11 protein-coding genes are annotated in these 13,271 nt (G+C 47.7%); 8 read left to right on the top strand and 3 right to left on the bottom strand.

Annotated features, from left to right (window positions below; all coding sequences use genetic code 11):
* The first annotated feature begins 7 nt into the window (after positions 1–7).
* The 6 genes from F5971_RS12765 (at position 8) to F5971_RS12790 (ending at position 6,701) form a co-directional block, all read left to right on the top strand.
* Positions 8–826: an enoyl-CoA hydratase-related protein gene (locus tag F5971_RS12765; RefSeq protein WP_193495220.1), complete on the top strand. Its 819-nt coding sequence runs from the start codon at positions 8–10 to the stop codon at positions 824–826.
* On the top strand, positions 816–2,810 hold the full coding sequence (locus F5971_RS12770) for an acetyl/propionyl/methylcrotonyl-CoA carboxylase subunit alpha (RefSeq protein WP_193495222.1): 1,995 nt from the start codon (positions 816–818) through the stop codon (positions 2,808–2,810). The genes F5971_RS12765 and F5971_RS12770 overlap by 11 nt, the downstream gene beginning before the upstream one ends.
* Complete coding sequence (locus F5971_RS12775; RefSeq protein WP_193495225.1) at positions 2,807–3,718, top strand: hydroxymethylglutaryl-CoA lyase; 912 nt, start codon at positions 2,807–2,809, stop codon at positions 3,716–3,718. The genes F5971_RS12770 and F5971_RS12775 overlap by 4 nt, the downstream gene beginning before the upstream one ends.
* Positions 3,708–4,283 (top strand): peroxidase-related enzyme, encoded by a 576-nt coding sequence (locus F5971_RS12780; RefSeq protein WP_193495227.1) that lies wholly within the window; start codon positions 3,708–3,710, stop codon positions 4,281–4,283. Before F5971_RS12775 ends, F5971_RS12780 begins: the two co-directional genes overlap by 11 nt.
* Positions 4,284–4,349: 66 nt before the next feature.
* Entirely contained in the window at positions 4,350–6,038 is a 1,689-nt protein-coding gene (locus tag F5971_RS12785) for an AMP-binding protein (protein ID WP_193495230.1), read from the top strand.
* 108 nt (positions 6,039–6,146) lie between these two features.
* Positions 6,147–6,701 carry a DUF4124 domain-containing protein gene (locus tag F5971_RS12790; protein WP_157682409.1) on the top strand — a complete coding sequence of 185 codons (555 nt, stop codon included), beginning with the start codon at positions 6,147–6,149 and terminating at the stop codon, positions 6,699–6,701.
* A gap of 55 nt (positions 6,702–6,756) precedes the next feature.
* Here the strand turns inward: F5971_RS12790 and clpX are convergent, their stop codons facing one another.
* The 3 genes from clpX to tig all read right to left on the bottom strand — a co-directional run bounded on the left by clpX (position 6,757) and on the right by tig (position 10,175).
* Positions 6,757–8,031, bottom strand: a complete 1,275-nt coding sequence (clpX, locus tag F5971_RS12795) for an ATP-dependent Clp protease ATP-binding subunit ClpX (protein ID WP_193495232.1) — start codon at positions 8,029–8,031, stop codon at positions 6,757–6,759.
* Between the two features lie 66 nt (positions 8,032–8,097).
* On the bottom strand, positions 8,098–8,739 hold the full coding sequence (gene clpP / locus F5971_RS12800) for an ATP-dependent Clp endopeptidase proteolytic subunit ClpP (protein WP_036513650.1): 642 nt from the start codon (positions 8,737–8,739) through the stop codon (positions 8,098–8,100).
* A 116-nt stretch (positions 8,740–8,855) separates the two neighbouring features.
* On the bottom strand, positions 8,856–10,175 hold the full coding sequence (tig, locus tag F5971_RS12805; RefSeq protein WP_193495234.1) for a trigger factor: 1,320 nt from the start codon (positions 10,173–10,175) through the stop codon (positions 8,856–8,858).
* A gap of 497 nt (positions 10,176–10,672) precedes the next feature.
* Here tig and F5971_RS12810 point away from each other — a divergent pair, with 497 nt between their 5' ends.
* Positions 10,673–12,535 carry a PQQ-dependent methanol/ethanol family dehydrogenase gene (locus F5971_RS12810; protein ID WP_281348322.1) on the top strand — a complete coding sequence of 621 codons (1,863 nt, stop codon included), beginning with the start codon at positions 10,673–10,675 and terminating at the stop codon, positions 12,533–12,535.
* 76 nt (positions 12,536–12,611) lie between these two features.
* A complete protein-coding gene (locus F5971_RS12815) occupies positions 12,612–13,259 on the top strand; it encodes a pentapeptide repeat-containing protein (RefSeq protein ID WP_036513645.1) in 648 nt (215 codons plus the stop codon).
* The last annotated feature ends 12 nt before the right edge of the window (positions 13,260–13,271 follow it).

Here is a 13,271-nt window from a genome sequence, read left to right on the forward strand (position 1 = left end):
TGACATCATGACAGACACCAACACCTACAGTACGCTAACGGAACGTCGTCCCGGGATTTTCGAGCTCACGCTCAATCGTCCTGAAAAGCACAACGCCTTTGATGATTCGATGATTCAAAACCTGATCACACTCTTGGATCAAGCGGAAACAATTGAGCACCTTCGCCTTCTCGTCGTCAGATCCGAAGGTAAGCATTTTTCGGCAGGTGCAGATCTTGGCTGGATGAAGCGCATGGCAGGCAACAGCCACAACGAGAATCTGATCGATGCACGCCAACTGGCCAAATTGATGGATAAGCTTAACCACTTTTCTCGTCCAACACTCGCCTTGGTACAAGGGGCAGCCTATGGTGGCGCGGTCGGTCTGGCCGCGTGCTGCGATCTTGTCATTGCAAGTCGAGATGCACGCTTTTGCCTAAGCGAAGTCAAAATTGGTTTAATCCCAGCCGTGATCAGCCCCTATGTGATTCGGGCTATCGGTGAGCGCCAAGCTCGGCGCTATTTTTTAACAGCAGAAGCCTTTACTGCTGAAGAGGCTCAGATGTTTGGCTTGGTTCATAAGGTTGTTGACACGTCTGCGGACCTGCCGCATAGCGCTGAAACCTTCATCCAGCAATTGAGCTTAAACAGCCCTGAAGCAATGATGGCGGCAAAATCACTCATTTTTACAGTCAGCCAGCACGCAATAGACGCTGAATTAATTGAAGAAACAGCAAAGCGTATTGCGGATATTCGCGTCAGCGCTGAAGGTCAGGAAGGGCTCAATGCCTTTTTAAACAAGCGCCAGCCTAACTGGATACAGGAGAATAATAACAATGTTCAGTAAAATCCTGATTGCAAATCGCGGTGAAATTGCTTGCCGCGTCATTCAAACAGCCCATCGGCTTGGTATTCGTTGCGTTGCCGTGTATTCAGAAGCCGATGCCAATGCTCGCCATGTTGCAATGGCTGATGAAGCCTTCTTACTCGGCCCCGCCCCCAGCGCTGAGAGCTACCTTCGCGCTGACAAGATCATCGACATTGCCTTACAGTCGGGTGCACAAGCGATTCATCCAGGCTATGGTTTCTTATCGGAAAATACCGACTTTGCGGAAGCCTGTGCGAAGAATAATCTTGTCTTTATTGGCCCTCCTGCCAGCGCAATTGCCGCCATGGGATCTAAGTCAGCGGCGAAAGCCATTATGGAAAGCGCAGGCGTCCCTCTGGTTCCGGGTTACCATGGCGCGGAGCAATCGGTTGAGATTCTTCGTGCCGAGGCTGAGAAATGCGGCTTCCCCTTATTACTGAAAGCCGTTGCAGGCGGTGGCGGTAAAGGGATGCGTGTGGTCAACCAAATGTCGGAGTTTAATGACGCGCTTGCCGCCGCTCAACGCGAAGCCAAAAATGCTTTTGGCAATCCAGACATGCTGCTTGAGCGCTATTTAACACAACCACGCCATGTCGAAATCCAAGTATTTTGCGACACTCAAGGCAATGGCGTTTACCTCGCCGAGCGGGATTGCTCTGTTCAGCGCCGCCATCAAAAAGTGCTGGAAGAAGCACCGGCTCCCGGCCTGTCACTCGACACTCGCAAAGCCATGGGTGAAGCCGCCGTTAAAGCCGCACAAGCCATCAACTATGTCGGTGCGGGTACCGTTGAATTTTTATACGATGTCGATGGCTCATTTTTCTTTATGGAAATGAACACACGCTTGCAGGTTGAACACCCTGTCACCGAGATGGTTACAGGACAAGACCTTGTCGAATGGCAGTTGCGTGTCGCCTATGGTGAGCCACTCCCTCTTCAGCAGGACGAACTGCGTATTCGCGGCCATGCCCTTGAAGCTCGTATCTATGCAGAAGATCCAGATAATGACTTTTTGCCTGCAACAGGCACCTTAACCTACTTGCGCACACCGGATGAAAGCACTCATGTGCGTGTGGACACTGGGGTTGTTGAAGGCGATGAAGTCAGCATTCATTATGACCCGATGATCGCCAAGCTAATTGTATGGGACGAAAACCGTGATCAAGCGATTAATCGAATGGTCCAAGCACTAGAGCAGTATCGCATTAATGGTGTTAAAACCAATATTCGCTTTTTACATGCGCTTTCAGACTCGCAGCCCTTTCGTGAAGCACAGCTAGACACAGGCTTCATCGAAAAACACCGCCCTCTGCTATTCCCTGCTCCACGCCTGGATTTGCATCGCGCATTAATTCTATCTGCAGGATTTTTGCTTGAACAAGCCAGAGTGACCTTGCCGCACAACCAAGATCTGTGGTCGCCCTATGCTCAGCAAAATAGCTGGCGTTTAAACTCTGAATACGCAAAGCCGCTTCTACTTCGTGTCGATGAACAACTTTACGAACTTAAAGTACTCGAAAAGAATCATGCATACGAGATCTCGATAGGTGAAAGCTTCTATCGATTGCACGCGGAGCTCGTCAATGATCAATTAAAAGCCGTTATCAATGGCCACCGGATTTCAGTGCACGGCGCTTTAAATGATCGTGAACTCGTCTTATTCCATGAAGGCGAATCCTTCCGTTGCGAGCGTCATGAAGAAACCTTTGGCGAACATGAAAGCACGAACCTGGGCAGCTTAACCGCACCAATGAATGGTTCTGTCGTCGCCGTGATGGTCAACCCCGGCGATATTGTCAAGGCAGGACAAACCCTGGTGATTATGGAGGCCATGAAAATGGAGCATGCAATACGCTCCCCGGTTGACGGCACCGTTGATGAAATTTACTTCAATGAAGGTGAGCTCGTTCCGGAAGGTGCCGAACTGCTTGCCGTGACAGCCAACGAAGAGGTCAGCGCATGAGTTTTCCAAGCACGGTGCGCCTGTTTGAAATGAGCGCACGAGACGGCCTGCAAAATGAGCCTGGTGACTTTATCGCCACGCCCATCAAGATTGAGCTCATTGAACGACTCGCCGATGCAGGCCTAACACACATAGAAGCGGCCAGCTTTGTATCACCTAAATGGGTGCCACAAATGGCAGATGCGCATGACGTTTTATCTGGAATTCAGCGCCGTCCAGGCGTGACATTCGCCGCTCTAACACCCAATTTAAAAGGACTTGAGGGCGCCATTGCCGCTAAAGCAGATGAAGTCGCTGTCTTTAGCGCAGCATCTGAAGCCTTTACCCAAAAAAATATTAATTGCTCGATCGCAGAAAGTTTAGAGCGGTTTATTCCCGTCATTGAAACCGCTCGCCAGCATGGCATACGGGTTCGCGGCTACGTGTCGACTGTGATGGGATGCCCTTATCAAGGCGAGGTTTCACCGTCGGCGGTCGCTAAAGTCGCGCAGCAACTAATAGAAATGGGCTGCTATGAAGTGTCCCTAGGTGACACCATCGGTGTAGGCACCCCGCTAAAAGCAAAGCGTATGCTTGAAGCCGTGACTCAACACGTGCCAATTGACAAACTCGCTGCACATTTTCACGACACCTACGGTCAAGCCGTTGCAAACCTATACGCCGTCCTTGAAGAAGGCATTCAGGTTATTGATGCCTCGGTTGCTGGCTTAGGCGGCTGTCCTTACGCAAAAGGGGCGTCGGGAAATGTTGCAACCGAAGACGTCCTCTACTTGCTAGAAGGGTTAGGCATCGAAACAGGCATTGATTTACAAAAACTAATTAATACTGGCTTTTGGATTACTCAGCAGCTGAAACGGAACAATGGATCAAAAGTCGCTTTAGCAAAAGGAGCGTGTCATGGCCTCTAAACCCATCACTGGATTAGCTCTGAACATTCCGACATTGGACGCCCTTCCAGACGATATACAAAGATACTTCAAGAAATGTGAAGAAAAGCTGGGAATGATTCCCAACGTACTTAAAGCCTATAGCCACAACCCGGCGCAACTTGAAGTATTCAGTCGCTTTTACAACGAACTGATGTTTGGCGAAAGCGAGCTCTCTCCCTTGGAAAGAGAAATGATTGCGGTCGTTGTTTCTTCCGAGAACAAGTGTTTTTACTGCTTAGTTGCACATGGCGCAGCCGTCAGAGAGTACAGTCAAGACCCGAGTCTTGGCGAGCACTTAGTAATGAATTACCGCAGTGCCGATTTATCAAAACGCCACAAAGCCATGCTGGATTATGCTTCGTTGCTAACCCGAACCCCATCTTTGATCACACCTGCGGAGTCCGACACATTAAGATCTGTTGGATTTAGTGATCAGGGCATTTGGGATATTTGCAACCTTGTTGGGTTTTACAACATGACCAACCGAGTCGCCTTGGCGGTCGATATGCAACCGAATTCCGAATACCACGCTCAGCATCGCTAATCCTGAGCACTCAGGGCAGATATATCCTGGCCTATTGGCTATAAAAACAATAATGGAGTCAGTACGATGAATACGTTACCGAGTTACACCAGCGGTGTAAGCGCCAAACCTCTGCTGGGCATGACCATTGGCGATATGTTTGACGCAACCGCTTCCCTTCACCCAGACAACGATGCCTTAATCGTATTGCATCAAGGTATACGTTGGACCTATCGGGAGCTGCAAAACCAAGTCAATATCTGTGCAAGAGCCATGCTTGCTGCAGGGGTACGTCGAGGTGATCGCGTCGCCATTTGGTCACCTAATCGCTATGAATGGACCCTTACTCAGTTTGCAACGGCAAAAGTAGGTGCTATTCTGGTGAACATCAACCCGGCCTATCGGACACATGAGCTTGAGTATGCGCTCAACCAATCCGAAGCACGCTTTTTGATCACCGCCGATAAATTCAAAACATCTGACTATCGCGATATGATTTATGAGCTAGCGCCTGAACTTAAAATGAGTGCAGAGGGTCAATTACACGCCCAAAAACTCCCGGAGCTCAAGGGGGTGATTAACCTAGACAACGTCAAACATCCAGGTATGTGGCGTTGGCAAGATTTTATGGGCTTGGCCGATGAAATTCCGCAAGAAGTGCTCGATGATGTTCAATCAGGCCTACAATTTGATGACCCCATCAATATTCAATACACCTCTGGAACCACTGGCTTTCCAAAAGGGGCAACATTGTCGCACCACAATATTCTAAACAATGGTTACTTTGTTGCTGAGAGTATGGGGTTTACACACCTCGACCGCTTAGTTATCCCCGTTCCGCTTTATCATTGTTTCGGCATGGTAATGGGCAATCTTGGCTGCGTCACCCATGGTGCCACCATGATTTATCCAGATGAAGGTTTTGAGCCGGGATCCGTTTTGAAGGCCGTTCATCAAGAACGCGCAACGGCGTTGTATGGTGTACCCACTATGTTCATCGCAGAACTGAACCACCCTGACTTTGCCCACTCGGACCTATCATCACTGCGCACAGGCATTATGGCAGGCTCGCTCTGCCCAACCGAAATCATGAAGCAAGTCATTCACAAAATGAACATGAAGGAAGTTCAAATTGCCTACGGAATGACAGAAACCAGCCCTGTATCCACCCAAACAGGGGCCAATGATCCGCTTGAAAAACGTGTGACAACGGTTGGACGCACCCAACCTCATTTAGAGTCCAAAATTATAGACCCAGTGACTGGGCGTATTTTACCCAGAGGCCAAGTCGGTGAACTGTGTACACGTGGATACAGTGTCATGTTGAAATACTGGAATAATGAAAAAGGCACGGCTGAAGCCATTGATGAGTCAGGCTGGATGCACACGGGTGATTTAGCCAGCATGGATGAAGAAGGCTATATTCAGATTGTTGGCCGGATAAAAGACATGGTGATTCGAGGCGGCGAGAACATCTATCCGAAGGAGGTTGAGGAGTTCTTGTATACCCATCCAAGCATTGCAGAAGTCCAAGTAACGGGAATTCCAGATGCCAAGTATGGTGAAGAGCTTATTGCGTGGATTAAATTGCAACCGGGTGCCGATGAGGTGACTGAGGAAGCACTTCGTGACTTCTGTAAGGGCAAAATCACTCACTTTAAAATCCCACGTTACTTTAAATTCGTCGACACGTTTCCAATGACTGTCACCGGAAAAATTCAGAAATTCAAAATGAGAGAGATCTCCATTAAAGAGTTGGGACTCGAAGACGTCTAAACGGTCCAGGCCGGGCTGTTTTTAGGCCTGGCCACTTTCATTAACGTATTGCAGTTCAACCTGAAGCAATTTAAGCTTAAGGCAAGCGTTAAATGTCAGGAGTTAATCGTGAAACACTTTCTATGGATGGTCAGTGCCAGCCTCCTAAGCGTATCTCTGAGCGCACAGCCTATTTATAAATGCGTCCATCCCGATGGACGGCTGATTTTCTCTGATACCCAGTGTGGTGATCAAGCCGAAATCTTGGAACAGGAAGGCTCCCTTAACTCAATTCCATCCTTTGCTCAACCGGCTGAAGCGACACGCTCGGAGCCCACCACCGATAGCAAGCCCGAAGCGCTCAGCATATCTGAACGAAACCAACTCAATAATCGTTACACACAACTCTCTAGAGAAATAGATGCCTTCTTCCTCTACTCTGAGCGCCATGAGTTGCAGCATTTGCAAAGTGTCTTATCGCACAATCATCAAGCCGCACTCGCTGCAACATCGGTGGCTCAAGATGCGCATGCCATTAATCAGCGCTTTAACAACCAAGCCCGAGATCTTCGTACCCGCCTTTGGCAAAACAAAAAACTCATGGCTCGTGAATTGATCAAACTTGAAGCACAACGTGATGCTGCGCTTTATGGGCTCGCCTCGTCTAAGCAACGACGCCCGTAACGGATTTATGACAATAAAAAACCCGGCATTTGCCGGGTTTTTTATTGGAGTCTCATCAATGATCAGGAGCCGCCTTAGCGTGCTCTTGGTTTTCATAGATTAAGATCGGATCTGAGGTGCCTTGAATAACACCCTCATCGATCACAACCTTAGATACATTTTCCATTGATGGCAACTGGTACATAATATCCAACAAGGTCGCCTCAAGAATTGAGCGCAGACCACGAGCACCTGTTTTACGCTCCAACGCCTTATGAGCAACGGCACGCAGCGCTTCTTCACGGAAGTTAACCTCTGCACCTTCCATTTCAAAGAGTGCGGCATACTGCTTGGTTAGACTGTTCTTAGGCTGAGTCAAAATCTCTATCAATGCTTCCTCATCCAATTCTGATAAGGTTGCAATCATCGGTAAACGACCCACAAACTCAGGAATCAAACCAAACTTAACGAGATCGTCCGCTTCAACATCGTGCAGAACATCGCTGAGATTGCTCTCATCTTTGCTCTTAACCACAGCATTAAAGCCGATAGAGCTTTTCACACTGCGATTACGAATCAGCTTTTCAAGCCCAGCAAATGCACCACCACAAATAAACAAGATATTCGAGGTATCAACTTGCAAAAACTCTTGCTGCGGGTGCTTACGACCGCCCTGTGGTGGAACGGATGCAACGGTTCCCTCTATCAGCTTAAGCAAAGCCTGTTGGACACCCTCACCAGAAACATCACGCGTTATCGATGGGTTATCAGACTTGCGCGATATTTTATCGATTTCATCGATGTATACGATGCCGACTTGCGCTTTTTCAACGTCATAGTCACATTTCTGCAAAAGCTTTTGAATGATGTTTTCAACATCTTCGCCCACATAACCCGCTTCGGTTAATGTCGTTGCATCGGCAATGGTGAAAGGCACATTGAGCATACGAGCTAAGGTCTGAGCTAACAGGGTTTTACCGCTACCCGTTGGCCCAATCAGTAAAATATTACTTTTACTTAACTCGACATCTGAGTTTTTGTCCTTGTAACGCAAGCGCTTATAATGGTTATAAACTGCCACAGCAAGAACTTTCTTGGCCCGCTCCTGACCTATGACGTAATCATCTAGGCCTTTCTTAATTTCGGCAGGCAAAGGCAATCTATCCCCTGCTTCTTGCTGAACGGTATCTTGCATCTCTTCGGTGATGATGTCGTTACAAAGATCAACACACTCATCACAAATAAACACTGAAGGCCCCGCAATTAATTTGCGAACTTCATCCTGGCTTTTGCCACAAAAAGAACAAAACAGCTTGGTGCCATCACCCTTACCTGTGTTACCGTCTGACATCCGGTTACCTCGAACTTGCAAAAAAACACGTCTTCAAACACTTTTATGAACACGTGTGTAAATTAGTTAAACCCCTGGTACAGCTCGCTTATCCAATACTTGGTCAATTAAGCCGTATTCTTTTGCGGTTTGCGGATCCATGAAGTTGTCGCGCTCAGTATCTCGCTCCAAAGTTTCAATCGATTGACCACTATGCTCAGCAAGAAGACGATTTAGTGTTTCACGAATCTTCAAAATTTCACGCGTGTGGATTTCGATATCCGTTGCTTGACCCCGGTAGCCGCCTAAGGGCTGGTGAATCATGACACGTGAGTTAGGCAGCGCATAACGCTTGCCTTTTTCGCCCGCAGATAAAAGAAACGCACCCATGCTGGCCGCTTGTCCTATACACATGGTGCTGACTTGTGGCTGGATGAACTTCATCGTATCGTAAATTGCCATACCTGCCGTCACCGAACCACCAGGGGAGTTGATATAAAGATGTATATCTTTTTCCGGGTTTTCAGCTTCTAAGAAAAGCAACTGAGCAACGATCAGGTTAGCCATGTGATCTTCAACCTGCCCAACCAAAAAGATAATACGCTCTTTGAGCAAACGCGAGTAGATATCGTAAGCACGCTCACCCCGTGAGCTTTGCTCGACAACCATAGGCACTAGGCCACCCGCATTGGTAATGTCACTGGAACGTCCGGTGTAAATCTCCGACATGCGTAAACTCCTAAAACCTGTAAGGTATTAACCCTGTAAAGCGAAAAACGACAGTAGGCTAGCCTAACTGTCGCTTTACAATAATGAATCAGAGAATAAAAGCAATAATATGCTAATTATTCAGCCGCCTGACGCTGAGCTGGCTTGATCGCCTCTTCATAGCTAACGTTAGATTCTGTCACTTTAGCACTGTTGATCAGATGATCCAATACTTGATCTTCTAAGACCAGCGCCTTGATTTGATTCAAAATCTCATCGTTACCGTAATACCAGTCGATGACTTCTTGTGGATCTTGGTAAGTCTCTGCCATCTCTTCAATGGTTTCACGAACTTTAGCATCTTCAGGTTTGATTTCATTAACCTTAATCAGTTCCTGAATCAACAAGCCAACAGTCACTCGACGCTTCGCTTGATCAACAAACATTTCTTTTGGCAGCATGTTTGGATCGAACTGTGCATTAGCACCACCGAACTGTTGAACGGCCTGCTTGCGAAGTACGTCAATTTCACGATCAACCAATGCAGTTGGTACGTCGATCTGGTTTACTTCGATCAACTTGGTGAAGACTTGATCTTTTAGCTTAGTTTTCAAAGCATGCTTGAGTTCACGTGCCATGTTTTTGCGAACTTCTGCACGGAAACCATCAACGGTTGTTTCTTCGATGCCGAAACGGCTGAAGAACTCTTCGTTAAGTTCTGGCAATTTTTGCTCAGACACAGTCAAAACGGTCACTTTGAAGAGTGCTGGCTTACCTTTTAGGTTTTCAGCGTGGTAATCTTCAGGGAAGGTCACATTCAGCTCAACGTCTGCATTTGCAGCAGCGCCAACCAGACCTGCCTCAAATCCTGGAATCATGCTGTTTGAGCCGATAACAAGATCCATGCCTTCCGCACGACCGCCGTCAAACGCTTCACCATCAATGAAACCTTCGAAGTTGATGCGAACACGGTCATTTTCAGCTGCAGCACGGTCAACTTCAGTCCACTCGGCTTGTTGCTTACGCAGAGTGTCGATCATTTTGTCCAAATCTTCTTCAGCAATTTCAGCCGATTGTTTTTCAATTTCAACGCCAGAGAAGTCTTGCAAAACAATTTCAGGGTACACTTCAAAGGTTGCAATGTACTCTAGATCTTCACCCTCTTTATCTTTACGAAACTCGATATTAGGGCCACCCGCAGGCATTAATTTTTCCTGGTCTACAGCCTTGTAAAAAGTCTCTTGTACTACTTGGCTCAGAACGTCTTCACGAATGGCTTTACCAAACATACGCTTAATAACAGAGACCGGCACTTTACCAGGACGGAAGCCATCCAAGCGGCGAGTACGTGCCTGCTGTTGAACCAGCTTGTTTACATCCTGATCAATTCGCTCAGCAGGAACAGTTACAGTAACCTGACGTTCAAGGCCGGAAGTCGTTTCAACAGAAACTTGCATGGAATTCCTCACAGTACATTGCAGTATAATATAATGGCTTGACTGCAACCCACTTTGACTGCTGCAATCAGCAGACCAAAGGACAAGATGCCAAACCTTAATTCTAAAGGGCAAAATTCTCCGTGAACTCTACTCAATAGTCAAGTGATTGCCGTTGTCCATGCACAAAAGACTCCTTTTTTATCCTACATCCCTTTTCTTTTTTGAAGTTTCTGGCCTGATTTAAGCTCTAAATGATTTTTTTTAAACTCAACGCTAGTATACGGCTCAGGAATGAAATACACTGTCCTTAAGTCGTAAAACTTTACGATAACACATTGTTTAATTTGGGAAATATTCCCTATCACCCTCCTTTTTCCCTTTTTTAAACTCTCTTTATCCTTAACATTAAGGGTGCTATTCCATCGCTGTTATTTTGCCTGCTCACCATAATACCCATGCACTAAGGCATTGAACTTAACTCAACTGCTGAGTTCCTCTTTCAACAGGGTATTATTATGATGCATACAAGAAAAATAACGTCACGTCACACTCCTTTAGGCTATGCAATTAAAGTGGCCCTTCTATCCACAGCAATAGGCCTGGGTAGTGTATCGGCTCACTCAGCTTCATCGGTCACGTGGGACGACATCGTTAATGATCCAGACAACACTCAAACAGTCTTAAGTTATGGCTTTGGACCCAAAGCTCAACGCTACAGCCCAATGACGATGGTGAATGCGGAAAACGTAAACCGCTTAACTCCCGCTTGGTCTTTTTCGTTTGGTGATGAAAAGCAACGCGGTCAAGAATCACAAGCATTGGTTCATGAAGGCGTTATTTATGTCACCGGGTCTTACTCACGCGTATTTGCGATTGATGCCAAAACAGGCAAGCAACTTTGGAATTATGCCGCTCGCCTTCCCGATGACATTCGCCCATGCTGCGATGTCGTCAATCGCGGCGCTGCAATTTTCGAAGATAAAATTTTCTTTGGCACGCTGGATGCGGCGATGGTTGCTTTAGATAAAAACACCGGACGCGTTGTCTGGCGCAAGAAATTTGGCGACCATTCGGCTGGCTACACCATGACAGGTGCTCCCACGATTGTTAAAGATCAGGAGAGTGGACGCACACTGCTCATCCATGGTTCATCTGGAAATGAATTTGGCATCGTCGGCAAACTCTTTGCACGCGACCCTAACACGGGCGAAGAAGTATGGATGCGTCCTTTTGTAGAAGGCCATATGGGCCGTCTTGACGGCAAAGACAGCACACCAACCGGAGACCCAAGAGCCCCCTCTTGGCCGGATGACCCCAACACAGAAACAGGCAAAGTTGAAGCCTGGAGCCATGGCGGTGGCGCCCCTTGGCAAAGCGCTAGTTTTGACATCGAAACCAACACCATTATTGTCGGTGCAGGCAACCCCGCCCCTTGGAACACTTGGAAACGCACATCTGAAGGCGGCAACCCTCTCGATTATGACAATTTATATACCTCTGGTCAGGTAGGTGTTGACCCAAGCACTGGCGAAGTCAAATGGTTCTACCAACACACACCAAATGACGCGTGGGACTTCTCTGGCAATAATGAGCTGGTTCTCTTTGAGTACGACGACAATGGCAAAACCGTTAAAGCCACCGCCCACGCGGATCGTAATGGCTTTTTCTATGTTGTTGATCGCGAGGATGGTAGCTTTATTCGCGCCTTCCCATTTGTTGACAACATTACTTGGGCCACTCACATAGACCCTGAAACAGGCCGCCCAGTCGAGGTAGAAGGCCAACGCCCACCACCGCCAGCACCGGGTGAAGAGCGTGGCGAATCCATTGAAGTATCTCCACCCTTCCTCGGTGGCAAAAACTGGAATCCCATGGCCTACAGCCAAGATACTGGCTGGTTCTATGTGCCTGGCAATCACTGGAAAGAGGATTACTGGACCGAAGAAGTCACCTACAAAAAAGGATCAGCCTATTTAGGCCAAGGCTTCCGCATCAAAAAAATGTATGACGATCATGTCGGCATTTTACGGGCAATGAATCCTCTGACGGGTGAGATTGAATGGGAACACAAAGAAGCCCTTCCGCTTTGGTCGGGTGTACTCGCCACCAAAGGAGACTTGGTTTTCACGGGCACCAGTGATGGATATTTCAAAGCCTTCCATGCCAAAACAGGTGAAGAGCTTTGGAAATTCCAAACAGGATCAGGCATCGTTTCCAGCCCTGTGACGTGGGAAATGGATGGCGAACAGTACATAGGCATTGCGTCAGGCTACGGTGGCGCCGTACCTCTATGGGGTGGTGACATGGCCGTATTAACACGCCCTGTCCCACAAGGCGGCACTTTCTGGGCCTTTAAGCTTCCATCTTGGGCTCAGTAATACCCTAGTCGTATACACAGTATTTACATGGCTTTGAGCCTGTTATGACAGGCTCTTTTTTTCAGGAAGCTATCTTATGAAGCCTCTATCAGCCTCTATCCTTCTATTTTCTTCATGTATAAGCCTAATCGCATTCGCCGAAGACTGCCCCTTTACCCCAAACGCCGACTGTGCAAATGGGCAATTTGAATCCATTAAACTGGCCGGGAAGGACTTGCGCTACATCAACCTCAGCGGTGCAGATCTTCGGAACGCTGACTTACGCCATACCGACTTACGTGGTGCTAACTTACAAGGCGCTGACCTGCGTCATGCCAAACTGACGCGTGCCAATCTAGAAAAAACCAATCTACGTGGTGCAAAACTTGACCATGCTAATCTGCAATCTACATCCGCTTGGGCGATGTTTGGCCAAGGCGCCTCTTTCAAGCACGCACAACTAGACGGTGCCGACCTGACCTTTGCTCGCTTAACCCAGGGCAAGTTTGAGAACGCCAGTTTCTATGCAGCCAATCTAGAAATGGCTTGGTTGACCAAAGCAGACCTTGTCGGAGCCAACTTTGAAGATGCCAATCTTCAAGAAGCAAAATTCAATAATGCCAACCTTGAAAACGCTAAGTTCAATGGCGCTATCTTTCGCTTCGCGACCTTTCAAAACACCTACATGGACGGGTGTGACGGCTGCCCACACGACTGGATGATTCCTAAAAACTACACAGACTAAAGCAACCTAAAC

The organism is Nitrincola alkalisediminis (assembly GCF_009821115.1).
Taxonomy (GTDB): domain Bacteria; phylum Pseudomonadota; class Gammaproteobacteria; order Pseudomonadales; family Balneatricaceae; genus Nitrincola; species Nitrincola alkalisediminis.

Bases quoted from the DNA above. Each gene is read 5' to 3' on its own strand.
- F5971_RS12765 (WP_193495220.1), top strand. From the start codon at position 8: ATGACAGACACCAACACCTACAGTACGCTAACGGAACGTCGTCCCGGG.
- F5971_RS12770 (WP_193495222.1), top strand. From the start codon at position 816: ATGTTCAGTAAAATCCTGATTGCAAATCGCGGTGAAATTGCTTGCCGC.
- F5971_RS12775 (WP_193495225.1), top strand. From the start codon at position 2,807: ATGAGTTTTCCAAGCACGGTGCGCCTGTTTGAAATGAGCGCACGAGAC.
- F5971_RS12780 (WP_193495227.1), top strand. From the start codon at position 3,708: ATGGCCTCTAAACCCATCACTGGATTAGCTCTGAACATTCCGACATTG.
- F5971_RS12785 (WP_193495230.1), top strand. From the start codon at position 4,350: ATGAATACGTTACCGAGTTACACCAGCGGTGTAAGCGCCAAACCTCTG.
- clpX (WP_193495232.1), bottom strand. From the start codon at position 8,031: ATGTCAGACGGTAACACAGGTAAGGGTGATGGCACCAAGCTGTTTTGT.
- clpP (WP_036513650.1), bottom strand. From the start codon at position 8,739: ATGTCGGAGATTTACACCGGACGTTCCAGTGACATTACCAATGCGGGT.
- tig (WP_193495234.1), bottom strand. From the start codon at position 10,175: ATGCAAGTTTCTGTTGAAACGACTTCCGGCCTTGAACGTCAGGTTACT.
- F5971_RS12810 (WP_281348322.1), top strand. From the start codon at position 10,673: ATGATGCATACAAGAAAAATAACGTCACGTCACACTCCTTTAGGCTAT.
- F5971_RS12815 (WP_036513645.1), top strand. From the start codon at position 12,612: ATGAAGCCTCTATCAGCCTCTATCCTTCTATTTTCTTCATGTATAAGC.